We start from the raw sequence: 25,306 nt of genomic DNA, 5'->3' as shown, positions 1-25,306 counted from the left end.
GCTCTGTCCGGAATTATGCCGCTCCTGCAATCCCTTGCGCGGCGTCATCCAGGGCTTGCCGGGGTCCGGCCACCAACCGGTCTCTCGCCCGGCCCGCACCCCAACACGACCGCGCAACCCTTTGATAAAAAATATTTTATCCGCGACCCAGCCGACCAACCCGCGGCGGCGACCGGCGCCCGGTCCGCCCGCCTCCCGCACCGGACCCCGGAGGGACCGGACGGGAGGACGGGACGGACGGTCCGGCGCGATGGCAGAGTGTGCGGCTCTGGGACCGGCGGTCACCCGCCGGCCCGACGCCGTCAATTCGCTTGCCGGCGCAGGAAGGCCGGGATCTCAAGCTGATCCTCGCGGTGCGACGACGCCGGGCGGTCCTCCGGATTGACCGTCATGGCGCGCGGCGCGCCCCCCGGCTCCTCGGTCGCGCGGCCCGGCTCGGCGCGCCGCGGCGGCTCGCGCTCCTCCTCGCCGCCGCGCGCGCGACCGAATCCGGTCATGCGCTGGAACAGCGACGGCCGGTCCCGGCGCTCCTCCTCGCCGCGCGGACCGTGCGGCGCCTCGCCGCGGCGGCCGCCGGGATCACCATGGGCCGGATGCGGGCTATGGCTGGCCACCCGGACACCCGGCTGAAGCGTCGGCCGGCGCGTCTCATGGCCCTGGTGGGCCGCGTGCTCATGACCATGATAGCGCGGATCCAGCGCGGTCTGACCGCGCACCGGGGGGGCCGCCTCGGCGTGACCCAGGGTGTGCGGCCGGCCGCCGGCCCCGGGATCGACGGGCGCCCCACCTGCGCCGGGGTGCGCCGGGGCGGTGGGGGCCGCCGGGGGCGGATCCAGACGCGCGGTGGCGGCCGCCGGGGGCTGGGCCGGGCGCTGCGGGATGAAGCGGTTGCCCTCGGCCCCGCCCTGCAGCGGCGGCAGCGAGGTCCCGGGCCGGGCCTGAAACGACGACGACCCCGCCGGGTGTCCGGACGGCTGCCGCGACCCGGCTGTCGGCCCGGCCGGCCGACCGGGCGTGGGCCGCGGTGCCGCGGCGCCACCGGCCTGGGCCGCCGGGCGGGGGGCACCCGTCTCGGCGCGGGGGTCCTCGTCCAGCGCCGCGGCCGGCGCGACCAGACCGTCGTGGGTCAGGTCGGCCGCGGTGTCGTCGAGCACCCCGTCGTCGGCAGCGCGGGCCGTGGCGGCGCTTGCCTCGCGCGCGGCGGGCGGGGCGGTGCGCTCGGCGCCGCCCGTGGCGACCTTGCGGGCGGCCGCCAGGCCGAGCCCGAAGCCGCTGCCCTGAGCCTCCTGGCTGTCGTGCGGACGCGCCTGACTGACGGCGTCGATGCCGCTGGCCACCACCGAGACCCGCATGGTGCCGTCCAGCGAGGCGTCCAGGCAGGACCCGAAGATGACATTGGCATCCTCGCACTTGATCTCCTCGCGGATGCGGTTGGCCGCCTCGTCCACCTCGTACAGCGTCAGGTCGTTGCCGCCGGTGATGTTGATGAGCACCCCCCGCGCCCCGCGCATGGAGGTCTCTTCCAACAGCGGGTTGGCGATCGCCGCCTCGGCAGCCTCGATGGCGCGGTTGTCGCCGCCGGCCTCGCCGGTGCCCATCATGGCGCGGCCCATGTCCATCATGACCGTGCGCACGTCGGCGAAGTCCAGGTTGATGAGACCCGGCATGATCATCAGGTCGGTGACCGAGCGGACACCGGCGTAGAGCACGTTGTCCGCCATCTTGAAGGCATCGGCGAAGGTGGTCTTCTCGTTGGCGACGCGGAACAGGTTCTGGTTCGGGATGATGATCAGGGTGTCGACGTACTGGGCCAGTTCCTCGATGCCGCCGTCGGCCAGCCGCATGCGGTGGGTGCCCTCGAACTGGAACGGCTTGGTCACCACCCCGACCGTCAGGATGCCCATGTCGCGGGCGCAGCGCGCCACCACCGGCGCGGCGCCGGTGCCCGTGCCGCCGCCCATGCCGGCGGTGATGAAGCACATGTGGCTGCCCTTCATCTCGCTGGAGATGGCCTCGTAGCTCTCCTCGGCCGCCGCCCGGCCGATGTCGGGGCGCGCGCCGGAGCCGAGCCCGTGGGTGGTCTCGCTGCCCAGTTGAATGCGCCGGTCGGTGCGGGCCTGGGCCAGGGCCTGGGCATCGGTGTTCGCGACCACGAAGTCGACGCCCTCCAGGCGGGCCTCGATCATGTTGTTCACCGCGTTGCCGCCGGCGCCACCGACCCCGATGACGGTGATCCGGGGCTTCATCTGGGGTTCAATGTCGTCGGGCACGCCAAGATTGATGCTCATCGCAGTTGCCTCCGTCCTTGTCTGGTCCCGTGACGGGCGCGCCGCGGCGGGCCCTTCACCGTGCGGGTCGTCGTCGTGCAGTGGGGGGTGCGACCCCGCGGGGGTCGCCGGTCGGTGGTCCGACTCTTGGCCTCTGGGGCGGATTGTGGACGGGATGGACCCATCGCCCGCCGGCGGCGCTCCGGCGGCGGGGAACGGGTCGTCGTCGCCGTGACGGGTCATCAGAAGTTCTCCTTGAGCCAGCGGCCGATGCGCTCGACCGGACCGAACAGGCCGCCCGGGCGGGGCGGGTCCGCGAGCATGGGCCGTTCGACGTGGTCCTGGACGGCGTGGCGCAACAGGCCGGCACAGGTCGCGAACGCCGGACCGGCCACGCCCTCGGCCAGTCCGCGCAACCGCAGCGGCCGTCCTGGCCGCACCTGCTTGTCCAGGATCTGCTCGGCCAGTTCCCGCACCCCGGGCAACTGGCTGGCGCCGCCGGTGAGGACGGCGCGTCGGCCGGCGACGCGATCGACGCCGGCGGCCTCCAGGTGGGCGCGCACCAGTTCAAGGGTCTCCTCCACCCGCGGGCGGATGATCTGGACCAGGTAGGAGCGCGGAATATCGAGCGACGGCTGCTCCTCGTCCTCGCCCACCAGGGGGACCTTCAGGGTCTCGCGGGTGTCGGCGGGCGAGGCCAGGGTGCTGCCATACATGGTCTTGAGCCGCTCGGCGTTGGCCAGCGGCGTCGACAGGCCCTGGGCGATGTCGTTGGTGATGTGGCCGCCGCCGATGGGGATGACACCGACGTGGATCACGTGTCCGCCCAGGAACACGCCCACCGAAGTGGTGCCGCCGCCCATGTCGATGACGGTGGCGCCCAGCTCGCGCTCGTCCTCGACCAGGCTGGCGAGGCCGGCGGCATAGGGCGCGGCGACGCGGCTGTCGACGTCCAGGTGACAGCGCTCGATGACGGTGGACAGGTTGCGCAGCGGGCCGGCCGCGGCCGAGACCAGGTGCATGCGCGCGCCCAGGCGCTCGCCGTACATGCCGCGCGGGTCCAGCACGCCGTCGGTGCCGTCGATGGTGTAGCCGACCGGGATGCAGTGCAGCAGTTCGCGGTCCGGGTCGCTCGGCTGTTGACGCCCGCAGGCCAGGATACGGCGCACGTCGGCGTCGCGGATCTCGTGGCCGGCGACCATCATCTCGACGTCGATGCGCTGGCTTTCCGGCGCGCCGCCGGAGACCGCGACCACCACCCCGTCGATGCGCTCTTCGGCCATCTCTTCGGCGGAGTCCACCGCGGTGCGGATCGCGGCCTCGACCTCGTCGAGGTTCGCCACCCGGCCGCCGCGCACCCCCATGGAGCGGTGATGCCCGATGCCCAGCACCCGCAGGGTGCGGTCCTCCTCGCCGGCGCGCGCGATGAAGCAGGCCACCTTGGTGGTGCCCACGTCGAGCGCGCAGATCAGCCCGCCGCGGCGGCGCAGCGGCGAAGGCGCGCTCTCACGCGGCCGATCCCGATCGGTGCGGCTGAACAGCAGCATGGGCCTCAGGTCTCCTGTCCGGGTCCGGACACCGGCACGCGGCGCGTGCCGGTGGCGGTCGATGGCGCGCCCGGTCCCGGCTCCGGGGCGGTGCGGGGCCGCACCACCAGACGGTCGGGCAGACGCAGATCCACCACCTCGATGTCACGCGCCAGCAGGCGCGCATCGCGCTCCAACTGTGCCAGCCGGCGCCAGGCGGCGGCCGGGTCGCCCTCCGGCAGGCGCACGTCAATGCCGGTCTCGATATCGTCCAGGCGCAGGGTCCAGCGCCGCCCCGCCACCCGGGTGGCCGCGCGCACCCGGCGGGCCAGATCGGGTTCGGTCGCCAGCAGCGCCATCAGCGCCGGCACCGCCGCCGGGGCATCACGGCCGACGATCACCGGCAGATCGGCATAGGGCCGGGTGTCCACCTCCACCGGCACGCCGGTGCGGTCGATCACCGCGAAGTCGCCGTCGGGCGCGCGCTGCCACAGGGCCAGCGGCTCGCGCTCGGTCAGCACGACGTGGATGGCATCGGGCAGGCGCCGCTCGACGCGCGCGCCGGCGACCCAGGGCAGAGCCTCGACCCGGGTTCGGGCGGCGTGCGGATCGAAGCCCAGGATGGGCTCGCCGCGCCCGGTCCGCAGCGCCGCCAGCAGGCGGGTGGGATCGGTCCGCACCCGCCCCTCCACGGTCACGGAGCGCACCACCAGCCCACCCCGGGCGGCGAACCGCTCCAGGGCCTCGCCGGCGGCGGCGACCTGACGGCCGACGATCCCGGACTGCCACACCCAGGCCGCGCCGCCGCTGAGCGCCAGCAGCAGCAGGAACCCGGCCCCCAGACGCGCACCGCGCCACAGCGCGGCCCCGCTCGGTCGCGTCCGGCGCGCCGGCATCCGGCGCCCGGCACCCCGGGCGGTCGTCTTGGGGGCGGCCTTGGCACCGCTCCCCTTGGCGCCGCTCCCCTTGGCGCCGGTGCCCTTGGTGCCGGTGCCGGTGCGGCCCGCCTTGGCGCCCCGCGCCGCGGCGCCGCCGGTCGACCGCCCGCGGGAGGGGGCCGCCGGGCCGTCACGGGACGGACCGAGACCTAGCCATCGCATGTCGCCGCCTCCACCATCCAGGCACACAGGTCAGGAAAGGGGATGCCCACATGGGCGGCCTGCTCCGGCACCAGCGAGGTCGCCGTCATCCCCGGCTGGGTGTTCACCTCCAGCACGTACAGGGTCTCGCCGTCGTAGCGCAGATCGGTCCGGCTCACGCCCCGGCAGCCGAGCGCCCGGTGCGCCCGCACCGCGAGGTCGAGGCTGGCCGTGGCCACGTCCGGCGCCAGATCGGCCGGCAGGGTGTGCACCGAGCCCCCGGCCACGTACTTGGCGTCGTAGTCGTAGAAGCCGCGCGCGGTGGTGATCTCGGTCACCGCCAGCGGGCGGATGTCGGCGCCCTGCCCCATCACCGCCACCGTCAGCTCACGCCCGGGGATGAACCGCTCCACCATCGCGCGGGAGCCGAACGGCCAGTCCTGGCGCAGGGCCGCCAGGGCGTTGGACCCCTCCAGGATGACGTGAACATGCACGCTGGAGCCCTCGTTCAACGGCTTGATGACGTAGGGCCGGGGCATCGGCTCGACGCCGGGGTCGGCGAACGCCTCGGCGCCCACCACCACATGCTCGGCGATGGGGATGCCGTGGTCGGCGAACACCGCCTTGGCGGTCGGCTTGTCCATGGCCATGGCACTGGCCAGGGCACCCGAGTGCGTGTAGGGCAGCCCCAGAATGTCCAGGATGCCCTGGATGCGACCGTCCTCACCGAAGCGGCCGTGCAGGGCGTTGAACACCACGTCGGGACGGCTCTCGCGCAGCACCCGCAGCAGCGCGTCCAGGTCTCGGGTGACGTCGTGGACCGTCACCGTGTGGCCAGAGGCGCGCAGCGCCTCCGTCGCGGCGGCGCCGCTGTTCAGCGACACGTCGCGTTCGGCGGAGAACCCGCCCATCAGGACCGTAACACGGCGGGTCATGGCGTCTCTCCCGTTCTGGTGGCGCCGGACGCCGGGACCGGATCGCCGATGCGCCGAATCTCCCATCGCAGATCGACGCCGCAGGTCTCGTGCACGCGCCGGCGCACGGTCTCCCCCAGGGCCTCCAGATCGGCGGCGGTGGCTTCCCCGGTGTTGATGAGGAAGTTGCAGTGCTGCTCCGAGACCTGCGCGCCGCCCACGCGAAGGCCGCGACATCCGGCCTGCTCGATCAACTCCCAGGCGCGCGCGCACGGCGGGTTGGCGAAGGTCGAGCCGCCGGTGCGGCCGCGGATCGGCTGGCTGGCGGCCCGCGCGTCGCGGATGGCGTCCATGCGCGCGGCGATCTCGATCGGGTCCCCCGGGGTCCCCTGAAGCACGGCCCCGACGAAGACCCAGTCGGGCGGCGCGGTGCTGTGGCGGTAGGACAGGCCCAGGTCGGCGGCCGCCACGTCGAAGACCCGCCCGTCGCGGTCGACCACCCGGGCGGAGACCAGCACGTCCTTGATCTCGCGGCCGTAGGCCCCGGCGTTCATGCGCAGCGCCCCGCCGATGCCGCCGGGGATGCCGGACAGGAACTCCAGCCCGGCCAGCCCGGCGTCGCGCGCCACCTTGGCGACCGTGGCGTCGAGCGCGCCGGCCCCGGCGACCACGCGGTCGCCCGTGACGTGAACGTCGGCGAAGCCGCCGGCGAGGCGGATGACCAGGCCACGCACGCCGCCGTCGCGCACCAGCAGGTTGGAGCCGACGCCGATCACCGTGACCGGCACATCGGCCGGCAGCGCCGCCAGCAGGGCGGCCAGATCGTCGGCATCGGCCGGGCGGACCAGCACTTCGGCCGGGCCGCCGACCCGGAACCAGGTCACGGCGGACAGCGGCGCCTCGGCGCGCACGCGGCCGCGCACCGGCGGCAACCGCGCGATCAGCGGCACGTCGGGCCGGGTCTGGGGGGCGCGGGGCGCGGGCATCATGGGCGGCCCCCGGCGGCTGTCGGCGCCTGGGCGGCCAGGTCGCGGAGCTGGCCGGGCAGCGCGTTGGCCCAGCCGGAGATGGAGCCCGCCCCCAGGCACACGACCATGTCGCCCGGGCGCGCCAGGCGGGCCACCAGGGCGGCCAGGTGCTCCGGCCCCGGCAGCGCGGTCACGGTGCGGTGGCCACGGCTGCGCAGGCCGTCCACCAGCGCCTGCTTGTCGACGCCGGGGAGCGGCGCCTCGCCGGCCGGGTAGACGTCGGCGACGATGACCTCGTCGGCGTCGTTGAAGCAGGTGCAGAAGTCGTCGAACAGGTCCCGCAGCCGGCTGTAGCGGTGCGGCTGCACCACCGCGATGACCCGCTTGTCGCCGACCACGTCGCGCGCCGCGCCCAGCACGGCGGTGATCTCCACCGGGTGGTGACCGTAGTCGTCGACGACCGTCACCCCGCCCACCACGCCGGTGCGGGTGAAGCGCCGGCGCACGCCGCCGAAGCGGGCCAGGGCGGTGCGCAGGACGGTGTTGTCCAGCCCCATCTCGCGGCCGATGGCGAGCGCGGCCAGCGCGTTCTGGACGTTGTGGCGCCCGAACATGGGCAGCCGGATCCCCTCCAGGGTCTCGACGTGACCGCTGATGCGGTCGGTCAGCGTCAGGTCGAAGCGCGCCCCCTCGGGACCCAGGTCGACGTTGACCGCGCGCACGTCGGCTTGCGGGCTGAAGCCGTAGGTGACGATCTTGCGGTCCAGCACCTCGGGGATCAGCGACTGCACCTCGGGGTGGTCGATGCACAGGGTGGCGAAGCCGTAGAAGGGCAGGTTCTGAACGAACGCCTTGTAGGCCTCGCGCATGCGCTCGAAGCTGCCGTAGAAGTCCAGGTGCTCCGGGTCCATGTTGGTGATCACGCCGATGGTCGCCGGCAGCTTGGTGAAGGTGCCGTCGCTCTCGTCGGCCTCCACCACCATCCAGTCGCCCTCGCCCAGGTAGGCGTTGGTGCCGCGGGCGTTGATGATGCCGCCGTTGATGACCGTGGGATCGAGCCCGGCCCCCTCCAGCAGCGCCGCCACCAGCGACGTGGTGGTGGTCTTGCCGTGGGTGCCGCCGATGGCGATGGCCCACTTCAGGCGCATCAACTCGCCCAGCATCTCGGCGCGACGCACCACCGGGATCAGGTGGGCGCGGGCGGCGGCGACCTCCGGGTTGTCGGCCTTCACGGCGGAGGAGATGACCACCACCTGCGCCTCGCCCAGGTTGGCGGCGTCGTGGCCGACGGCGATCGGCACCCCCAGCTCGCGCAGGCGGGCGACGTTGGCGTTGGCCGCCATGTCGCTGCCCTGCACCGCATAGCCCAGGTTGTGCAGCACCTCAGCGATGCCGCTCATGCCGATGCCGCCGATGCCCACAAAGTGGATGGGGCCGATATCGAGGGGCAGGGCTCTCACGGGGCACTCTCCCGGGGCTTGGCGTGGTCCAGGTCGGTGGGGGGCGGGGCCGTCGCGGGTGTGGCCAGCGCCAGCGCCAGATCGGCCAGCCGCGCGGCGGCGTCCGGGCGCCCCAGGGTGCGGGCCTGGGCGGCGGCGCTCTCCAGCCCGGCCGGATCGCCCAGCACGTCGGCCAGCCGCCGCGACAGGCCGAGCGCGTCGAGCCGGGACTGCGGCAGCAGCCAGCCGGCGCCGGCCTCGGCCAGCACCCGGGCGTTGGCGGTCTGGTGGTCGTCGATGGCGGACGGCAGCGGGATCAGTACCGCCGGCCGGCCGACGCAGGTCAGCTCCGCCACCGTGGAGGCCCCGGCGCGGCAGATCACCAGGTGCGCCTGGGCCAGCCGCGCCGGAATGTCGTCGAAGAAGGCCGCGGTCTCGGCGGCGATGCCGGCGTCGGCGTAGGCATCCCGGGCCCGCGCCAGATCCTCCGGCCGGCACTGCTGGGCCACCCGCAGGCGGGCGCGCAGCGGCTCGGGCAGCGCCGCCAGCGCCGCCGGCACCAGGTCGGTGAGGGCGCGGGCGCCCTGGCTGCCGCCGGTGACCAGCAGCCGCACCGGGCCGTCGCCGGTCGGCGCGGCATAGGGCACATCGCGCGCCGCCAGGGTGGCCGGCCGCACCGGGTTGCCAACGTGCCGGCCCTTGCCGGCGGGCAGGTGCACCACCTCGGGCAGCGCGGTGGCGATGCGGTCCACCCGCCCGGCGAGCAGGCGATTGGCACGCCCCAGGACCGCGTTCTGTTCGTGAATCAGGGTCGGGCGGCCGCGCAGGTTCGCCGCCACCATGGTCGGGAACGCCGCATAGCCGCCGAAGCCCACCACCAGGTCCGGCCGCAGGCGCCCCACCAGCCGCCAGGCCTGGAGCAGGCCCCAGCCCAGCCGCAGCGCCCCGGACAGCCGGCCGCGCAGCCCGCGACCGGCCAGCCCGCCGGCCTGCACCCGCCAGGTCTGCAACCGGCCCAGGGCGCCGCCGTGGGTCTGCCCGCGGGCATCGGTCACGAACCCGAGCCGGCAGCCGCGCGCCTCCAGCGCCGCCGCCAGGGCCTCGGCCGGGAACACGTGGCCGCCGGTGCCGCCGGCCGCCAGCAGGATGAAGGGTGCCGACGTCGCGGTCATGGCCGACCCTCCGTGCGGGCACGGCGCCGGGTCAGCGCCAGGATCATCCCGGTCGCCAGCGCCACACCGACCATCGACGAGCCGCCGTAGCTCAGGAACGGCAGCGTCATGCCCTTGGTCGGCATCAGGTGCAGGCTGGAGGCCATGTTGATGACCGCCTGCATGGCAAGCTGCACCGACAGCCCGCCCACGGCCAGCATCACGAACAGGTCGCGCGTGCCCATGGCGCGGATCAGCGCGCGCAGGATCAGGAGCGCGAACAGCGCCACCACCAGCAGGCACAGCCACAGCCCGAATTCCTCGCCGGCGACGGCGAAGATGAAGTCAGTATGGGCGTCCGGCAGATACTCCTTGACCCGGCCCTCGCCGGGGCCGCGGCCGAACAGCCCGCCCTCGGTGAACGCCTTCATGGACTGGACCACCTGGTAGGTGTCGCCGCTGTCCGGATCCAGGAAGCGGTCGATGCGCGAGGCCACGTGCGGGAACAGGAAATAGGCCCCCACCAGGGCGCCCAGCCCGAGGATGCCGATCAGCACCACCCACACCAGCGACAGCCCGGCCATGAAGACCTGCGCGCACCAGATGGCCGCCACCACCAGGGTCATGCCGACGTCGGGCTGGGCCAGCAGCAGGGCGGCGACCGCGGCCGTCAAGACGATCGTGACCAGGGTGCCCGGCACCTCCTCGGCCTGGGTGCCGGCGGCCAGCATCCAGGCCACGGTGACGGCGAACAGGGGCTTCAGAACCTCGGACGGCTGGAGCGTGAAGCCGGGCAGCGGCAGCCAGCGCGTGGCGCCGTTGATCTCCGGGCCGATCAGCGGCGTCAGCGCCAGCAGCCCGAGCGTGATCCCGAACCCGACCACGCCCAGACGGCGCACGCCGCGCGGCGACAGCAGCGACACCGCGAAGATGATCGCCAGCCCGAGCGGCACGAACATCATCTGGCGCCGCACGAAGTGGAAGGTCTCGGCGTCGATGCGTCCGGCCGCCGGCGGCCCCGCGGCCAGGATCAGCACGATGCCGATGATGACCAGGAGCGTGACCGTCGCCAGCATCAGGTGGTCGATGGAGGACCACCAGCGCCCCATGACGCTGCCGTCGCCGGCGCGGAAGCGCACCCGGCGCGCCGGCCCGACCGCGCCGGCGGCGGGGGCCGGCGGCGGCGCCATGCCCCCTCCCGGGCCGGCCGCGACGGATCGCGTCTGTGGCGGTCGACGGGTCATCGGTCGGTCTCGTCCTCGTCGGTCATGGGTTCGACAGTCGGCGCGTCCGCCCCGCCGTCGGCATCATCCGACACGGTGTCCTCGATCTCGGCGGCGAGGTCGGCCACCAGCGCCTTGAAGGCGTCGCCCCGGGCCTCGAAGTTGGCGAACTGGTCGAACGAGGCGCAGGCCGGCGACAGCAGCACGACCGGGTTCTCCTCGTCGTCCTCGCAGGCATGCTGGAACGCCAGGTCCACGGCCGCCTCCAGGGTGCCGCACAGCGAGTACGGCACCTCGTTGCGGTCCAGCACGGCGGCGAACGCCTCCGCCGCCGCGCCGATCAGGTAGGCGTGGACGATGCGGTCCAGGTGCGGCTCCAAAGCGTCGATGCCGCCCTCCTTGGCCTGACCGCCGGCGATCCAGTAGATGTCGTCGTGGCACAGGATCGCCTTCTCGGCGGCCTCGGCGTTGGTCGCCTTGCTGTCGTTGACGAACAGCACGCCGTCCACGGTGGCGACGATCTCGTGCCGGTGCGGCAGCCCGGGGAAGGTCTTCAGCGCCGCCGCGATGGTTGCCGGCGGCACCCCGCGCGCCCGGCAGGCGGCATAGGCGGCGGCGATGTTCTGCCAGTTGTGCTCGCCCGGCAGCGCGCGCAGGCCGGTCAGGTCCGCCACCCGCGCGCCCTTGCCGTCGATGTCGTCGACCAGCACGCCGTCCTTGGTGCTGACCCCACGCGGCACCGCCCGGGCGGCCGAGAATGGGATCAGGTCGCGGCTGTCGGTGCGCGTCAGCTCGGCGTGGATGTTGCGGCAGATGGTGTCGTCGAGCCCGATACAGACCTTGCGCGGCGGCAGCACCCCCTGGAGGATGCGGCGCTTGGCGGCGATGTAGCCCTCCATGCCGCCGTGCCGCTCCAGGTGGTCGGGCGAGACGTTGAGCAGCACCGCCACGTCGCACACCAACGACGGCGTCAGGTCGAGCTGGTAGCTGGACAGCTCCAGCACATAGGTGCCGAACGGCCCCACTGGGTCCAGCGCCAGCGCCGGTGTGCCCAGGTTGCCGCCCACCTGGGCGGCCTGACCGGCGTGGTGCAGGATATGCCCGATCAGGCTGGTGGTGGTGGACTTGCCGTTGGTGCCGGTGACCCCGACCACGAAGGCGGCCGGCTGCGCGCCCAGCAGCAGTTCGACGTCCGAGACCAGGGCGGCGCCGGCGGCGCGGGCGCGCTCGGCGACCGGATGCGGCGCCGGGTGGGTGTGCGCAATACCGGGGCTCCAGACCACGGCGCGCACCCCGGTCAGGTCGGCCGTGGTGAGATCGACCACCGGCATGTCCTCGGCCGCCGCCGCCGCGCGCCGGGCCGGATCGTCGTCCCAGGCCATCACGCGCGCCCCGGCGGCCAACAGGGCCCGCGCGGCCGCGAGGCCGGAGCGGCCCAGGCCCATCACGGCCACCGGTTCCAGGGCGTAGGCATAGACGGGAATCACAACGGCACCCTCCGGAGTGGTCTCAGCGCAGCTTCAGGGTCGACAGGCCGATCAACGCCAGGATCATGGCGATGATCCAGAAGCGGATGACGATGGTGGGTTCGGCCCATCCCTTTTTCTCGAAATGATGGTGCAGCGGCGCCATGCGGAACACACGCTTGCCGGTCAGCTTGAAGCTGGCGACCTGAACGATCACCGAGACCGTCTCCAGCACGAACAGGCCGCCGACGATCGCCAGCACGAACTCGTGCTTGGTGACCACGCTCACCGCACCCAGCGCACCGCCCATGGCGAGCGAGCCGGTGTCGCCCATGAACACCATCGCCGGCGGGGCGTTGAACCACAGGAATCCGATGCCGGCGCCGATCAGGGCGCCGCAGAACACCGCCAGTTCGCCGGTGCCGGGCACGTGGTGGATCTGGAGGTAGTTGGAGAACACCGCATTGCCGACCAGATAGGCGATCAGGGTGAACACCGCCGCGGCGATGATGACGGGCACGATGGCGAGGCCGTCCAGGCCGTCGGTCAGGTTGACGGCGTTGGAGGCGCCGACCATCACCAGCGCCGCGAAGGCGACATAGAACCAGCCCAGGTCCAGCAGCAGGTCCTTGAGGAACGGGAACGCCAGCCCGGTGCTCTCGGCCGGATCGCCCAGGCTGACGATCCACACCCCGGCGATCAGGGCGATCGCGAACTGCCCGATCAGCTTGGAGCTCCCCGGCAGGCCGGCATGATGCCGGCGCGTAACCTTGAGGAAGTCGTCCGCGAAGCCGAGCCCGCCGTAGCCCAGGGTCACCAGCAGCACGGCCCAGACGTAGCCGTTCGACAGGTCGGCCCACAGCAGGGTGGCGACGGCGACGCCGAGCAGGATCATCACCCCGCCCATGGTCGGCGTCCCCTGCTTGGTCAGCAGGTGGCTTTCCGGCCCGTCAGCGCGGATGGGCTGGCCGTTGCTCTGGCGGCTGCGCAGCCAGCGGATGATGCGCGGACCGAACACGAACGCGACCAGCAGCGCGGTCATGACCGCGCCGCCGGTGCGGAACGTCAGGTAGCGGAAGACGTTCAGCGCCCCCAACTGGTCCGAGAATTGATACAGCAAGTATAGCATGCGTGGTGGCGTCCCGCTTGTCCGTTCCGTTCGTTTCGATGTATCCGCGTATCCCCCTGGCCGGCCCGGGCGTCAGGCCGCCGTCTCGTCGTCGGCGCCGTCCGCGTCGGCCGGGGCCAGGATCGCCTGGACCACCACCGCCATGCGGCTGCCCAGCGACCCCTTGACCATGATCACGTCCCCCGGCCGCAGCGCCGCGGTCACCACCGGCGCCAGCGCCGCCGCCGACGCCGCGTGACCGCCGCGTCGGCCGGCCGGAAGGGCCGCCTGCAGGTGCGCCATCAGCGGCCCGGCGGTGAACACCAGGTCGATGCCGTGCCGCTCCAGCGGCGCCGCCAGGCCGGCGTGCAGCATCGGCGCGGCGTCGCCCAGCTCCAGCATGTCACCCAGCACGGCCACCCGCCGGCCGCCGGGACCGGGCCGCGTCAGCGCAAGGGTGGCGACGGCGGCGTCGACCGCGGCCGGGTTGGCGTTGTAGCTCTCGTCGATCAGGGTCACGGACCCGCCGGCCCGGGCGACCACGCGCCGCTGGCCGCGCCCGCGCGGCGCCGCGACGGCGGCGAAGGCCGCCAGCACGCGCGCCGGGTCGGCGCCCAGGGCCTTGACCACGGCCACCACCGCCAGGCTGTTGATCGCCCAGTGCCGGCCGTCCGCGCCCAGGCGGTAGCTCAGCGTGGCGTCGTCGGCGATCATGAACACGCGCGCGTCGCCCGGATCCAGTGCCACGTCGAGCAGGCGGGCGTCGGCCTCGATATGGGCGCCGAAGCCCACCGTGCGGCCGGCCCCGGCGGCCCGCGCGGCCGCCCGCAGGCGGCGGAAGTGACGGCTGTCGCGGGGCAGGACAGCGGTGCCGCCGGGGGCCAGGCCCTCGAAGATTTCGGCCTTGGCGGCGGCGATGGCCGACTCGCTGCCCAGGGCCTCGATATGGGCCGGGGCAATGGCAGTGATGACGGCCACGTCGGGGCGGGCCAGGCGCGACAGCGGCCCGATCTCGCCGGCGTGGTTCATGCCCATCTCGATGACGGCGAAGCGGGTGTCGGCCGGCATGCGCGCCAGCGTCAGCGGCACGCCCCAGTGGTTGTTGAGATTGCCCTGGGTGGCATGGGTCGGGCCCAGGCGGGCACAAGCCAGCGCCAGCATCTCCTTGGTGCCGGTCTTGCCCACGCTGCCCGTCACCCCGACCACGCGCACGCCCGTCGCCCGGCTGCGGGCGAACCGGCCCAGCGCCCACAGCGCCGCGTCGGTGTCCGTGACGACCAGCAGGCGCGCGGTGTCCACGCCCGCCGGCGCGTGGTCCACGACCGCGGCGGCGGCGCCGGCCGCCAGCGCCTCGGCGACGAAGGCGTGGCCGTCGAAGCGCGGGCCGCGCAGGGCGACGAACAGGTCACCCGGCCGCAGGCTGCGGCTGTCGATCGACACCCCGCCGGCACGCCAGCGCCCGGCGGCGCGGCCGCCGGTGGCGCGCACGGCCTCGTCGGCGGTCCACAGGGGGGGGGCAGTCGCGGCGGCCGTCATGGTCCCCCCTCCCCCGCCGCACGGGCGGCGACGGCGGCGCGCACCTGCTCGGCGTCGTCAAACGGCAGCACCCGGTCGCCGACGATCTGGCCCGGCTCGTGCCCCTTGCCGGCCACCAGCAGCACGTCCCCCGGGCCCAGCATGTCTACCCCGGCGCGGATGGCGGCGGCGCGGTCGCCGATCTCAAGGCCGCCCGGGCAGGCCGCCAGGACGGCGGCGCGGATCGCGGCCGGGTCCTCGGTCCGGGGGTTGTCGTCGGTGCAGATCGCGATATCGGCACACCGCGCGGCGATGGCGCCCATGACCGGCCGCTTGGTGCGGTCGCGGTCGCCACCGCAGCCGAACACGCACACCAGCCGCCCGGCGGCGTGCGGCCGCAGGGCCGCCAGCACGGTCTCCAGCGAGTCGGGCGTATGGGCATAATCCACATAGACCACTGCGCCCTGGTCCAGGGTCGCCACCTTCTGCATTCGGCCGGGCACGCCGGTCAGCGTCTCCAGCGCCGCCACCGCGGCGTCGGGGGCGGCGTCGGGGGCGGCGCCGGTCGCCAGCACCAGGCCCAGCGCGGCCAGCGCGTTCAGGGCCTGGAAGCCGCCGGCCAGCGCGAGGCGCACGCCATAGGGCTGCCCGAGCACGGTCAGGCGCAGGTCCTGGCCGTCCGGTGTCGGCGCGGCGGCGTCGAGGCGCAGGTCGGCATCGGCGGCGCAGCCGTAGCGCAGCACCCGATGGCCCCGCCCCCGGCACAGGTCGGCCAGCGCCGGCGTCTCGGGTGCGTCGGCGTTCAGCACCGCCACCCCGCCGGCCGGCATCACCTCGGCGAACAGCCGCGCCTTGGCGGCCCGGTAGGCGTCCATGGTGCCGTGGTAGTCGAGGTGGTCGTGGCTCAGGTTGGTGAAGGCCGCCGCCGCCAGCCGCACGCCGTCCAGGCGGCACTGGTCGAGGCCGTGACTGGACGCCTCCATCGCCAGGTGATCGCAGCCGGCCGCGGCCATCTCGGCCAGGACCTGATGCAGCAGCACCGGGTCCGGCGTGGTCAGCGCCCCCGGTCGCTCGAACCCCGGCGCGGAGGCGCCCAGGGTACCGAGACTGCCGGCCGCATGGCCGAGAGCGGCCCAGATCCGGCGCGTGAACAGAGCCGTCGAGGTCTTGCCGTTGGTGCCGGTGACGGCGACCACGGTGTCCGGCTGGCGGGCGTGGAAGCGGGCCGCCAGCAGGGCGAAGGCACGGCGCGGGTTGTCCGCCGTCAGCACGGGGACGGCGGGCGCCGGGTCCAGACTCGTGTCGGCCGGCGCCAGCACCGCCGCGGCGCCCTTCGCCACCGCCTCCGGGATGAAGGCCCGGCCGTCGGCGCGCGTGCCCGGCAAGGCCGCGAACAGGACACCCGGCGCGACCCGGCGCGAGTCGGCCGTCAGGCCCGTGATCTCCACGGCCGGATCGACGCGGTCCGATGCGACGTGCAGGGCCTGGCCCATGGCGGTGTCCGTCTCTCCTTGGGGTTGCGATGTCGGGGCCACGCCCAACAGGTCACTGAACCGCACGGTCGGCGCCTCCGGCCGCGGCCAGCCGCACGCCGTCCGGGCCGACCGGACCCAGGGTGTCCGGACGGACCCCCAGCAGCGGCGCGATGCGGGCGATGATGGCGCCCACCGTGGGCGCCGCGTTCCAGCCGGCGGTGGCGTAGCCGTGGGTCTCGGGCAGCCCCTGCGGTTCGTCCAGCAGCGCCAGAACGACGTACTGCGGATCGTCCATCGGGAAGGCAGCCACGAAGGACGAGCGCAGCTTCTTGCGCATGTAGCCGCCGCCGCCGGCCTTCTCGGCGGTCCCGGTCTTGCCGCCGACGCGGTAGCCCGCCACGTCCGCCTTGCCGCCGGTGCCCTCGGTCACGACCTGACGCATCAGGCTGCGCATGGCCTCGGAGGTCTGCGCGGAGAGCACGCGCCGCCCCGGCACCGGCACATGGGGCGCCCGCCGCAACAGCGTCGGCGTGCGCAGCACCCCGCCATTCACCAGCGCGGACACGGCATTGACCATGTGCAGCGGCGTGACCGACAGGCCATGGCCGTAGGAAATGGTCACCGTATTGATAGGGCGCCATGGCTCCGGATACTGCGGCCGGCCGACCTCCGGCAGTTCGACGCCCAGCGGCGACAGGAGCCCGAGGCGGTCCAGGAACGCTTTCTGGGCCGCGCCGCCAACCGACAGCGCCATCTTGGCCGAGCCGATGTTGGAGGAATGGATCAGGATCTCGGGAATCGTCAGCCAGCGTCCCTCGCCGTGGAGGTCGTTGATGGTGAACCGGGCCACGCGCAGCGGACGGCTGGCATCGAAGCCGTCCGACAGGCTGTAGCCGCCCACTTCCAGGCCCAGCGCCGTGTTGAACAGCTTGAACGTGGACCCCATCTCGAACACGCTCAATGTGGCCTGATTGCGACGGGCCTCGCGGTCCTTGGGATCGAAGGACCCCGGCTCGTAATCCGGCAGGCTGACCATCGCCAGGATCTCGCCGGTGTGCGCGTCGGCCACCAGGCCCACGCCACCCTTGGCGTCGAACCGCGCCACGGCCTCGCTGAGCACTTCGTGCACCGCGTGCTGCACCCGGATGTCCAGCGACAGCGCCAGCGGGCGGTTGTCCTGGCCCAGGCGGCTGTCAAACGCGCGCTCCACGCCGGCCAGACCGTCGTTGTCCACGCTGGTGGCGCCCAGCACGTGTGCCGCCAATCGGCCGTGCGGATAGACCCGGCGTTCGGCGGCCTCGAACTCCAGGCCGGGCAGCCCCAGACGGTTGACCTCGGCCTGCTCCAGCGGGGTGAGGCTGCGGCGCAGGTAGATGAAGCTGCCGCCGGAGGCCAGCTTGGCGCGCGTTTCCTCGAACGGCAGATCGGGCAGCACCGTCACCAGCCGGGCGGCGGTGTCGTCGGGGTCGAGCACCTTCCGGGCGTCGGCATACAGGTTCACGGTCGGCAGGTTGGTGGCGAGCACCACACCGTTGCGATCCAGGATGTCGCCGCGGTGCACGACCGCCTCCGCGCCCGGCCGGTCGGCCGCCGCCCGCCGCACCGCCTCGCCGCCGCTGAGTGCCATCAAGTCCACCAGCCGCAGCGCGATGACGCAGAAGGCGAGCGCAAACACTCCGGCCGTGACGGCCAGCCGGGTGCGCCCGACATCGACGGCGGCCTTGGCCTGCCCCTCCATGCTGACGTGCGCCGGCCGGCGCGCGCCACTGCCCGGCAAATCGCGGATCTCGGCGCCCGGGTACAGGAAGGCGCGGCGACGGCGGCGGGAGAGCAGCAAACCGATCATGAGTCCGTCCTCACGTCCGCCACGAAGGCCGGCTTGCGGCCGGGCACCGGAATAGCGTCGGCCCGGCCCGGGTTGAGCACGCGCGGCGGCAGCACCAGCGGCCGCGCCACCGGCTCGGCGCCGTCCGCCGGCGGCCGGAAAGGCAACGCCTCCAGCGCGGCCATGCGGTCCGGCGTCACTGGCACCAGGCCCAGATGCCGCGCCGCCAGGCGGTTCAGCCGCCCGGGCTCGTTCATGTAGCTCCACTCGGCGCGCAGCACGTGGATGGCGCGCCGGTCGCGCGCGATACCCCGCTCCAGCGCCGCCAGGTCGTCCTCCAGCGCGATGACCTCGTACTTCAGCAGGAACAGACCGGTGGCCGCGGCCACCGCCAGAACGCCCCAGAGCACGGCAACCCCCCGCATCTTCATGGGCCGCCTCCCGCCAGCGCGCGGGCGGGGCCGGGGGCCGGTGCGTCGGTGCGCTCGGCCACCCGCAGGCGGGCCGAGCGGGCGCGCGGATTGGCCATCACCTCGGCCTCGCCGGGCCGCAGGGCGCGCCGGCCCACGGCGCGGAAGGTGGGGGCCGGCGCCGAGCCGTCGTTGGCGGCGGCCGGCTGATGCCGCGACGGGTTGGGCCGATCGCCCGACCGGTCGCGCATGAACGCCTTGACGACCCGGTCCTCAAGCGAATGGAAGCTGACCACCACCAGGCGGCCGCCGGGCGCCAGCAGCCGTTCGGCTGCGGCCAGCCCGGCGGTCAGCTCGCCGGCCTCGTCGTTCACGTGCAGCCGCAGCGCCTGGAAGGTGCGGGTCGCCGGGTCGATGCCCTCGCGCGCCTGCTGGCGGGCGGCGCCGGGGATGGCGGCGCGCACCACCTCGGCCAGCCGGGCGGTCCGGGTGATGGGGGACTCCGTCCGCGCCGCCACGATGGCGCGGGCAACGCGGCGGGCGTGGCGCTCCTCGCCCAGGCGGCGGATGACGTCGGCCAGGTCGGCCTCGCCCAGGCCGTTGACCACGTCGGCGGCGGTCTCGCCGTCCTCGCCGCCGGCCCCCATGCGCATGTCGAGCGGGCCGTCGTGCTGGAATGAAAAGCCGCGCCCGGGATCGTCGAGCTGGAGGGAGGACAGTCCGAGATCAAGCGCGACGCCGGCCACTGACGTCACGCCGTGCGCGGGAAGCAGGCGGTCCATGGCGCCGAAGCGGCCGGGGACCAGGTGGAAGCGGCCCGGATGGTCGGCCGCCACGGCGTCGGCAAAGGGCGCGACCACCGGGTCGCGGTCGAGCGCCCAGACGACGCAGCCGGAGGCGGCGGCCAGGATCGCGCGGCTGTAGCCGCCGGCGCCGAAGGTGCCGTCGACATAGACGCCGCCGTCGCGCACCGCGAGCGCCTCGACCACCTCGGCGGCCATCACCGGGGCATGGGACAGGGCGACCGACGTCATGACGACGCGCCCCGCGGCGCGACGTCGGCCAGCGCAGGCGCCGACGGCGGGTCGGCCAGGGCCGCCGCTTCCAGGTCGGCTTCATAGGCGGCGTGGCGGTCCGGTTGCCAAAGCTGGAAGGTCTTGCCGAGCCCGACGAAGGCAGCCTCGGTGGTGATGCCGGCGCGCTCCATCAGCTTGGCCGGCAGCACGATGCGGCCGGTCTGGTCGTAGGGAAGCTGGACGCTGCGCGCGAACACCAGACGATTGAGCTTGCCCCGCTCCGCCGAGAAGGCGGGCAGTGTCTCAAGTCCGGCGCTCAAGCGTTCCAGGAAGTCCATCCCACACCCCTCAACACACGGGTCGGTGAAGGACGGATAGAGGACGACCCCCTGGAACTCCTGCTCCTTCAGGGCCGCGCGGAACGTGGCCGGGACCGACACCCGCCCCTTGCTGTCCACCTTGTTGATGAATGTGGACAGGAACAGCCCCATGGCCGTTCGCCTTCCATGTCCGCGTTTTGTCCGGTTTTTCGTCCTGCCGTCGTGCTCCCCGCTCCGGATACACCACGCGCACCGACCCGATCATTTGGGTCAGTATGGTATAACGTGGGAAAACATGGGGGTCAACGCCTTGGAAGGCGTTGATCATGGGTTAGCAAGTGTGCGCACCGTCACATCAAGATATTGATGAAGAAGCTGAAAGATTTATGGCAAGATGCTGTCCCTATGGTGGGAATCGCGGTTTTCCAGAGTTTCGTCCCCAGCCCCTGTTCTTCTTATGTTCTACTCATGGGCCGCGCCCCCCGGCCGGGCCGCCGGCCGGTCGCACGTTTTCGCTCAAGTCATTGACTCACAACGGACTCCAGCCTCCCGGGCGGCACCGACCCAGGCGCGGGGCGGGTCCCGACCATGGCATCCCATCCCCGCCCCATGCCCCGCCGTCCGGGGACCATGCCGGCGCGGCGCGGCCCTACCGCGAAGGTCCCATGCGCGCGGATCAAGGGCTCAATCGGACCGCTTAAGAAAGAATGCAGTCAAAATGCCCGCAAGTCCGCGGCGGGTCAGGCGAATGACGCAACCGCCCGCGCGGCGGCCGACGGCGGATCGCGGTCCCCTGTGCCCCCCAAAACGGCTCGCAGGGGACGCGTGACTCCGCCCCAACCCCTTTAATTGAGAGCCGAGTCACGCGATCGCACGGACGCGGTTCGGCGATTCAGTATAAGTCAAAATAATCGCAATCGCGCCTGGGGAGATCCTGGGGCGGATCCTGACGCGGTTCCTGACGCGGTGCCTGGGGCGCGTCGACCGAACGCGATGCCGCCCAGAATGACCACCGGACCGATCAGAGACGTGGGCGCAATGACTTCGGTCAGGACCATGGCGCCGAGGGCACCCCCCATCACCGGGACCAGACCGTTGTGACCGGCGGCGCTGGTCGCCCCCGCGCGCCGCGCCGCACCAGGGCGGCCACGGACTCGGTCTTTAGGGGCGGCATCCCGTGGGGTCATCACGGCCGGCCCGGCGACGAGACTCGAGACCACCCCCGAGACTCGCGGCCGACGGGGGGATGGTCACGCTGACGGTCGCGATCACCTTGACACCCGCCCGCGGCCTCGCGCACCGTTTCGGACCCGGGTTCCTGTCGTCGCCACGGAGGTCGTCCGATGTCCCCCCGCCGCGCCTGTCCGGGTCGCGCCGCGCGCGCCGCCCTCGCCGCCCTGACCGCTGCCCTTGCGCTCGCCGCGGCCCCCGCCCCGGCGCGCGCGCAGAGCGACGACGCCGCGCGCACCGTGCTGGTCCTGGATGCCTCCGGGTCGATGTGGCAGCAGATCGCGGGCGGCCACAAGATCACTGTCGCCCGCCAGGTGGTCGGCGACCTGCTCGATAGCATGCCGGCCGACCAGACCCTGGGCCTGTGGGCCTACGGTCACACCCGCAAGGGGGACTGCGGCGACATCGAGGAACTGGTGCCGGCCGGCACGGGCAACCGCGACGCCATCCGCGCGGCCGTGGAGGGGCTCAACCCGAAGGGCAAGACGCCGCTGTCCGACGCCGTGCGGCGCGCCGCCGAGGCCCTGCGCTACGAGGAAAACCCGGCCACGGTGGTGCTGATCTCTGACGGCCGCGAAACCTGCGACCGCGACCCCTGCGCCGTGGCCGACGACCTGGAGGCGGCCGGCATCGCGTTTACCGCCCACGTGGTCGGCTTCGACGTCAACGCGCCGGAGGACCAGGCGCAGCTCCGGTGTCTGGCCGAGAACACCGGCGGCACCTTCCGCACCGCCGCCGACGCGGCGTCTCTGAAGGACGCGCTGGTCGCGGTCACTGCCGCGCCGGCCCCCACGCCCGAACCGGAGCCGGAGCCGGAGCCGGAGCCGGCCCCGCCCGAAATCACCCTGACGGTACCGGAGACCGCCACCGCCGGCTCGCGCTTCATGGTCGAGCGCAGCGCCACCGTGAAGGGCTCGGACTATCTGACCATCGTGCCCATGGGCACGCCCGAGGGCGAACTGGGCAACTACAGCCGGGTGCGCGACGACAACCCCCTCGACCTCCAGGCCCCGGCCGAGCCCGGCCTGTACGAGGTGCGCTACGTGCTGGAGGAAGGCCGCCGCACCCTGGGCCGCGCCCCCATCGAACTGACCGGCGCCGAAATCACCCTGACGGTGCCGGAAACCGCCACCGCCGGCTCGCGCTTCATGGTCGAGCGCAGCGCCACCGTGAAGGGCTCCGACTACCTGACCATCGTGCCCATGGGCACGCGCGAGGGCGAACTGGGCAACTACAGCCGGGTGCGCGACGACAACCCCCTCGACCTCCAGGCCCCGGCCGAGCCCGGCCTGTACGAGGTGCGCTACGTGCTGGAGGAAGGCCGCCGCACCCTGGGCCGCGCCCCCATCGAACTGACCGGCGCCGAAGTCACCCTGACGGTGCCGGAGACCGTGCCGGCGGGCGGCCCCCTGGATGTGCGCCGCAGCGCCACCGTGAAGGGCTCCGACTATCTGACCATCGTGCCCATGGGCACCGCAGAGGGCGAGCTGGGCCCCTATGCCCGGGTGCGCGACGACGACCCGCAACGGCTGACGGCGCCCAACGATCCCGGGCTGTACGAGGTGCGCTATGTGCTGGAGGAGGGCCGCATCACCGCGGGCCGCGCGCCGGTCGAGGTGGTGCCGGTCTCGGCCACCCTCACGGCCCCGGCCGAGGTGGTGACGGGGGCGGCCCTGGACCTGTCCTGGGAGGGACCGAACCGGCGCAAGGACCGCATCGAACTGGTGCCGGCCGGCGCCCCGCCGGACGCCGAACCGCTGGCCCAGACCCGCGCCGACCGCGGCGACAGCGCCCGCTTCACGGCCCCGGACGCCGAGGGCGCCTACACCCTGCGCTACCGGCTGGGCGAGACCGGTGCGATTGTCGCCAGCGTCGACGTGGCCGTCAAAGCGGTGGCGGCCTCGCTGACCGCCCCCGAGACAGCCGCCCCGGGCGCGACGGTGCGGGTGCGCTGGACCGGCCCGGGGGGCGCGCGCGACCGCATCGCCGTCGCCGCCGCCGATCAGGGACCGTTCCAGTGGCTGGCGGCGGTCGGCGTGCGCACCGACGAGGGAGACGGCGTGGCGCTCGCACTGCCCAACGACGCGGGCCAGTACGAGGTGCGCTATGTCGACGTCGCCAACGGCGTGGTCCTGGCCACCCGGCCGATCACGGTGCAGTGAGGACAACGACCCCCCAACCATTGGGCATACGCGGCCACCCCAAGACCTTAATAGGCGAGCGCCGCCGGAGCGCCAGTCGCCGCCAAGACACTGTGTCGCGCGCTCAAGCACAACGCCGCCGGGGCCCCTGCCTCATTTCTGGGCACACCCGGTTCTTGTCGATGAATCTTGACACACTCGCGCCGGGCGGGGACCTTTACCGCCTTGTGACCGGACCGCGCCCGGCGCCCAAGGCGCGCGTTCGTCCGGCGCCCCTCAACCGGCAGCCACGGACGGAGCCATGCCGAAGGCGATCAGGCACTACGTCAGGGTCATGGACGCAACCAGCCGGATCACCGGCCGGCTCACCATGCTGTTGATCTTCGCCATGATGGCGGTGCTGTTCTGGTCGGCGGTGTCGAAGAACACCCCCGGGCTGCTGCCGTCGATCTGGACGCTGGAGGTGGCCCAGTTCCTGATGGTGACGTACTTCCTGGTGGGCGGCGCCTATGCGTTGCAGACCGAGAGCCACGTGCGCATGGACCTGCTCTATGGCATGTGGTCGCGCCGCACCAAGACCTGGGTCGACGTCTTCACCATCTTCTTTCTGATTTTCTACCTGAGCGTTCTGCTCTACGGCGGCCTTTCCTCGACCAGCTATGCGCTGGAGTACGGCGAGCGCAGCTACTCCGCCTGGCGGCCGTACATGGCGCCCATCAAGATCATCATGTGCCTCGGCATCACCCTGACGCTGCTGCAGGCCTTCGCCGAACTGTTCAAGGACATCGCCCGCCTGCGCGGTGAGCGGCTCGGGGAGCCCGCCCCATGAGCTACGAGCTCATCGCCCTGCTGATGTTCGCCTCGATGATGCTGATGCTGCTCACCGGGCAGCGCGTGTTCGCGGCCATCGGCTTCGTCGCGGTCGCCTCGGCGCTGCTGCTGTGGGGCGACGGCGGCGCCGAGATCGGCTTCAGCGCGGCCATGAAGCTGATGAAGTGGTATCCGCTGCTGACCCTGCCGCTGTTCATCTACATGGGCTACATGCTGTCGGAGTCGGGCATCGCCGACGACCTCTACCGCATGTTCCACGTCTGGTTCGGGCCGGTCCGGGGCGGCCTGGCGATCGGCACCATCGGTCTCATGGTCGCCATCTCCGCCATGAACGGCCTGAGCGTCGCCGGCATGGCCATCGGCGCCACCATCGCCCTGCCGGAGCTGCTGCGCCGCAACTACGACAAGATCATGGTCACCGGCGTCATCCAGGCCGGCAGTTCGCTGGGCATCCTGGTGCCGCCGAGCGTCGTCCTGGTCCTGTACGGCATGATCGCGCGCCAGCCGGTGGGCCAGCTCTGGCTGGCCGGCATCACGCCGGGCCTGATGATGGCGGCGCTGTTCATCCTCTACATCGCCCTGCGCTGCTGGGCGCAGCCGTCGCTCGGCCCGGCGCTGCCGAAGGACGAGCGCGACGTCTCGGTGCGCGAGAAGCTGCTGCTGCTGCGCGCCGGGGTCCTGCCGCTGATCATCTTCTTCCTGATGATCGGCCTGTTCGTGCTGGGCTACACCTCGCTGGTGGAAAGCTCCGCCGTGGGCGCCCTGGCTGCCACGGTGGCGGCGGTCATCCGGCGCCGCCTGACATCGCGGGTGATGGGCGAGGTGCTGCGCAAGACCCTCGGCGTGACCTGCATGTTCATGTGGATCATCCTGGCCGCGCTGTGCTTCGGCGCGGTGTTCGACGGCCTGGGCGCGGTGCGCGCCATCGAGAGCCTGTTCGTCGACCGCCTCGGCCTGGGGCCGTGGGAAATCCTGATCCTGATGCAGCTCTCGTTCCTGCTGATGGGCACCTTCCTGGACGACACCGCGATGCTGGTCATCGTGGCCCCGTTGTACGTGCCGCTGGTGGGAGCGCTGGGATTCGATCTGGTGTGGTACGGCGTGCTGTACACCATCACCTGCCAGATCGCCTACATGACGCCGCCGTTCGGCTACAACCTGTTCCTGATGCGGGCCATGGCGCCGCCCCAGGTCACCCTGATGGACATCTACCGCTCGATCGTGCCGTTCGTGCTGGTGATGGTGGTGGGGCTGGCACTGGTCATGGCCTTCCCGCAGATCGCCCTGTGGCTGCCCGATCTGGTGTACGGCCGCTGACGCGGCCGGCGCCGGGCCGTGAGGGCAGCCGCGGGTGTATGGCCGGCGGCCGGCCCACGGCCGCGAACAGCTCGGATCACAATGA

The 25,306-nt window shown here is 73.0% G+C and carries 19 protein-coding genes; 3 read left to right on the top strand and 16 right to left on the bottom strand.

Translation table 11 applies throughout. The features are described 5' to 3' along the window. Positions 1 to 302: 302 nt before the first annotated feature. From ftsZ to GGD88_RS11785, 16 genes are all read right to left on the bottom strand, one after another. Entirely contained in the window at positions 303 to 2,288 is a 1,986-nt protein-coding gene (ftsZ, locus tag GGD88_RS11860; RefSeq protein ID WP_184435705.1) for a cell division protein FtsZ, read from the bottom strand. A gap of 221 nt (positions 2,289 to 2,509) precedes the next feature. Then, positions 2,510 to 3,814, bottom strand: a complete 1,305-nt coding sequence (gene ftsA / locus GGD88_RS11855) for a cell division protein FtsA (protein ID WP_184435703.1) — start codon at positions 3,812 to 3,814, stop codon at positions 2,510 to 2,512. A gap of 5 nt (positions 3,815 to 3,819) precedes the next feature. Then, complete coding sequence (locus GGD88_RS11850) at positions 3,820 to 4,893, bottom strand: cell division protein FtsQ/DivIB (RefSeq protein ID WP_184435701.1); 1,074 nt, start codon at positions 4,891 to 4,893, stop codon at positions 3,820 to 3,822. After that, complete coding sequence (locus tag GGD88_RS11845) at positions 4,881 to 5,807, bottom strand: D-alanine--D-alanine ligase (RefSeq protein ID WP_184435699.1); 927 nt, start codon at positions 5,805 to 5,807, stop codon at positions 4,881 to 4,883. Before GGD88_RS11845 ends, GGD88_RS11850 begins: the two co-directional genes overlap by 13 nt. Further along, positions 5,804 to 6,775 (bottom strand): UDP-N-acetylmuramate dehydrogenase, encoded by a 972-nt coding sequence (murB, locus tag GGD88_RS11840; RefSeq protein WP_246423719.1) that lies wholly within the window; start codon positions 6,773 to 6,775, stop codon positions 5,804 to 5,806. Before murB ends, GGD88_RS11845 begins: the two co-directional genes overlap by 4 nt. After that, positions 6,772 to 8,214 (bottom strand): UDP-N-acetylmuramate--L-alanine ligase, encoded by a 1,443-nt coding sequence (murC, locus tag GGD88_RS11835; protein ID WP_184435697.1) that lies wholly within the window; start codon positions 8,212 to 8,214, stop codon positions 6,772 to 6,774. The genes murB and murC overlap by 4 nt, the downstream gene beginning before the upstream one ends. Next, positions 8,211 to 9,365: an undecaprenyldiphospho-muramoylpentapeptide beta-N-acetylglucosaminyltransferase gene (murG, locus tag GGD88_RS11830; RefSeq protein WP_184435695.1), complete on the bottom strand. Its 1,155-nt coding sequence runs from the start codon at positions 9,363 to 9,365 to the stop codon at positions 8,211 to 8,213. Before murG ends, murC begins: the two co-directional genes overlap by 4 nt. Next, the gene (gene ftsW / locus GGD88_RS11825) at positions 9,362 to 10,534 is read right to left on the bottom strand and encodes a putative lipid II flippase FtsW (RefSeq protein WP_184435693.1); all 1,173 of its coding nucleotides are present in this window, start codon (positions 10,532 to 10,534) and stop codon (positions 9,362 to 9,364) included. Before ftsW ends, murG begins: the two co-directional genes overlap by 4 nt. A 50-nt stretch (positions 10,535 to 10,584) precedes the next feature. Beyond that, on the bottom strand, positions 10,585 to 12,054 hold the full coding sequence (gene murD / locus GGD88_RS11820) for a UDP-N-acetylmuramoyl-L-alanine--D-glutamate ligase (protein ID WP_184435691.1): 1,470 nt from the start codon (positions 12,052 to 12,054) through the stop codon (positions 10,585 to 10,587). Positions 12,055 to 12,076: 22 nt separating this feature from the next. Continuing rightward, the gene (gene mraY, locus GGD88_RS11815) at positions 12,077 to 13,162 is read right to left on the bottom strand and encodes a phospho-N-acetylmuramoyl-pentapeptide-transferase (RefSeq protein WP_184435689.1); all 1,086 of its coding nucleotides are present in this window, start codon (positions 13,160 to 13,162) and stop codon (positions 12,077 to 12,079) included. Between the two features lie 72 nt (positions 13,163 to 13,234). Then, positions 13,235 to 14,677: a UDP-N-acetylmuramoyl-tripeptide--D-alanyl-D-alanine ligase gene (locus tag GGD88_RS11810; RefSeq protein ID WP_184435687.1), complete on the bottom strand. Its 1,443-nt coding sequence runs from the start codon at positions 14,675 to 14,677 to the stop codon at positions 13,235 to 13,237. Beyond that, positions 14,674 to 16,149, bottom strand: a complete 1,476-nt coding sequence (locus GGD88_RS11805; RefSeq protein ID WP_184435685.1) for a UDP-N-acetylmuramoyl-L-alanyl-D-glutamate--2,6-diaminopimelate ligase — start codon at positions 16,147 to 16,149, stop codon at positions 14,674 to 14,676. Before GGD88_RS11805 ends, GGD88_RS11810 begins: the two co-directional genes overlap by 4 nt. 52 nt (positions 16,150 to 16,201) lie before the next feature. Beyond that, entirely contained in the window at positions 16,202 to 17,977 is a 1,776-nt protein-coding gene (locus GGD88_RS11800; RefSeq protein ID WP_184435683.1) for a peptidoglycan D,D-transpeptidase FtsI family protein, read from the bottom strand. Next, on the bottom strand, positions 17,974 to 18,387 hold the full coding sequence (gene ftsL / locus GGD88_RS11795; protein ID WP_184435681.1) for a cell division protein FtsL: 414 nt from the start codon (positions 18,385 to 18,387) through the stop codon (positions 17,974 to 17,976). The genes GGD88_RS11800 and ftsL overlap by 4 nt, the downstream gene beginning before the upstream one ends. After that, on the bottom strand, positions 18,384 to 19,400 hold the full coding sequence (gene rsmH, locus GGD88_RS11790) for a 16S rRNA (cytosine(1402)-N(4))-methyltransferase RsmH (protein ID WP_184435679.1): 1,017 nt from the start codon (positions 19,398 to 19,400) through the stop codon (positions 18,384 to 18,386). The genes ftsL and rsmH overlap by 4 nt, the downstream gene beginning before the upstream one ends. After that, positions 19,397 to 19,873, bottom strand: a complete 477-nt coding sequence (locus GGD88_RS11785; RefSeq protein ID WP_184435677.1) for a division/cell wall cluster transcriptional repressor MraZ — start codon at positions 19,871 to 19,873, stop codon at positions 19,397 to 19,399. The genes rsmH and GGD88_RS11785 overlap by 4 nt, the downstream gene beginning before the upstream one ends. A gap of 1,172 nt (positions 19,874 to 21,045) precedes the next feature. Here GGD88_RS11785 and GGD88_RS11780 point away from each other — a divergent pair. From GGD88_RS11780 to GGD88_RS11770, 3 genes are all read left to right on the top strand, one after another. Further along, a complete protein-coding gene (locus GGD88_RS11780; protein WP_184435674.1) occupies positions 21,046 to 23,094 on the top strand; it encodes a vWA domain-containing protein in 2,049 nt (682 codons plus the stop codon). Between the two features lie 280 nt (positions 23,095 to 23,374). Further along, positions 23,375 to 23,902, top strand: coding sequence for a TRAP transporter small permease subunit (locus tag GGD88_RS11775; RefSeq protein ID WP_184435673.1), 528 nt, complete (start codon positions 23,375 to 23,377; stop codon positions 23,900 to 23,902). Beyond that, positions 23,899 to 25,221: a TRAP transporter large permease gene (locus tag GGD88_RS11770; RefSeq protein ID WP_184435671.1), complete on the top strand. Its 1,323-nt coding sequence runs from the start codon at positions 23,899 to 23,901 to the stop codon at positions 25,219 to 25,221. The genes GGD88_RS11775 and GGD88_RS11770 overlap by 4 nt, the downstream gene beginning before the upstream one ends. Positions 25,222 to 25,306: the final 85 nt, after the last annotated feature.

The sequence above is a fragment of the Roseospira goensis genome, from assembly GCF_014197795.1.
Lineage (GTDB): Bacteria > Pseudomonadota > Alphaproteobacteria > Rhodospirillales > Rhodospirillaceae > Rhodospira > Rhodospira goensis.
Note: the sequence above shows the minus strand (reverse complement) of the source record. Positions and strands in the feature narration are given on the sequence as shown.

What these genes read in the sequence shown, in the direction of transcription:
- ftsZ (WP_184435705.1), bottom strand. Translation starts at nt 2,288, where the DNA reads ATGAGCATCAATCTTGGCGTGCCCGACGACATTGAACCCCAGATGAAG.
- GGD88_RS11850 (WP_184435701.1), bottom strand. Translation starts at nt 4,893, where the DNA reads ATGCGATGGCTAGGTCTCGGTCCGTCCCGTGACGGCCCGGCGGCCCCC.
- GGD88_RS11775 (WP_184435673.1), top strand. Translation starts at nt 23,375, where the DNA reads ATGCCGAAGGCGATCAGGCACTACGTCAGGGTCATGGACGCAACCAGC.
- GGD88_RS11770 (WP_184435671.1), top strand. Translation starts at nt 23,899, where the DNA reads ATGAGCTACGAGCTCATCGCCCTGCTGATGTTCGCCTCGATGATGCTG.
- GGD88_RS11810 (WP_184435687.1), bottom strand. Translation starts at nt 14,677, where the DNA reads ATGACGGCCGCCGCGACTGCCCCCCCCCTGTGGACCGCCGACGAGGCC.
- ftsL (WP_184435681.1), bottom strand. Translation starts at nt 18,387, where the DNA reads ATGAAGATGCGGGGGGTTGCCGTGCTCTGGGGCGTTCTGGCGGTGGCC.
- GGD88_RS11805 (WP_184435685.1), bottom strand. Translation starts at nt 16,149, where the DNA reads ATGGGCCAGGCCCTGCACGTCGCATCGGACCGCGTCGATCCGGCCGTG.
- murG (WP_184435695.1), bottom strand. Translation starts at nt 9,365, where the DNA reads ATGACCGCGACGTCGGCACCCTTCATCCTGCTGGCGGCCGGCGGCACC.
- ftsA (WP_184435703.1), bottom strand. Translation starts at nt 3,814, where the DNA reads ATGCTGCTGTTCAGCCGCACCGATCGGGATCGGCCGCGTGAGAGCGCG.
- GGD88_RS11800 (WP_184435683.1), bottom strand. Translation starts at nt 17,977, where the DNA reads ATGATCGGTTTGCTGCTCTCCCGCCGCCGTCGCCGCGCCTTCCTGTAC.
- rsmH (WP_184435679.1), bottom strand. Translation starts at nt 19,400, where the DNA reads ATGACGTCGGTCGCCCTGTCCCATGCCCCGGTGATGGCCGCCGAGGTG.
- GGD88_RS11780 (WP_184435674.1), top strand. Translation starts at nt 21,046, where the DNA reads ATGTCCCCCCGCCGCGCCTGTCCGGGTCGCGCCGCGCGCGCCGCCCTC.
- GGD88_RS11845 (WP_184435699.1), bottom strand. Translation starts at nt 5,807, where the DNA reads ATGACCCGCCGTGTTACGGTCCTGATGGGCGGGTTCTCCGCCGAACGC.
- murB (WP_246423719.1), bottom strand. Translation starts at nt 6,775, where the DNA reads ATGATGCCCGCGCCCCGCGCCCCCCAGACCCGGCCCGACGTGCCGCTG.
- mraY (WP_184435689.1), bottom strand. Translation starts at nt 13,162, where the DNA reads ATGCTATACTTGCTGTATCAATTCTCGGACCAGTTGGGGGCGCTGAAC.
- ftsW (WP_184435693.1), bottom strand. Translation starts at nt 10,534, where the DNA reads ATGGCGCCGCCGCCGGCCCCCGCCGCCGGCGCGGTCGGGCCGGCGCGC.
- GGD88_RS11785 (WP_184435677.1), bottom strand. Translation starts at nt 19,873, where the DNA reads ATGGGGCTGTTCCTGTCCACATTCATCAACAAGGTGGACAGCAAGGGG.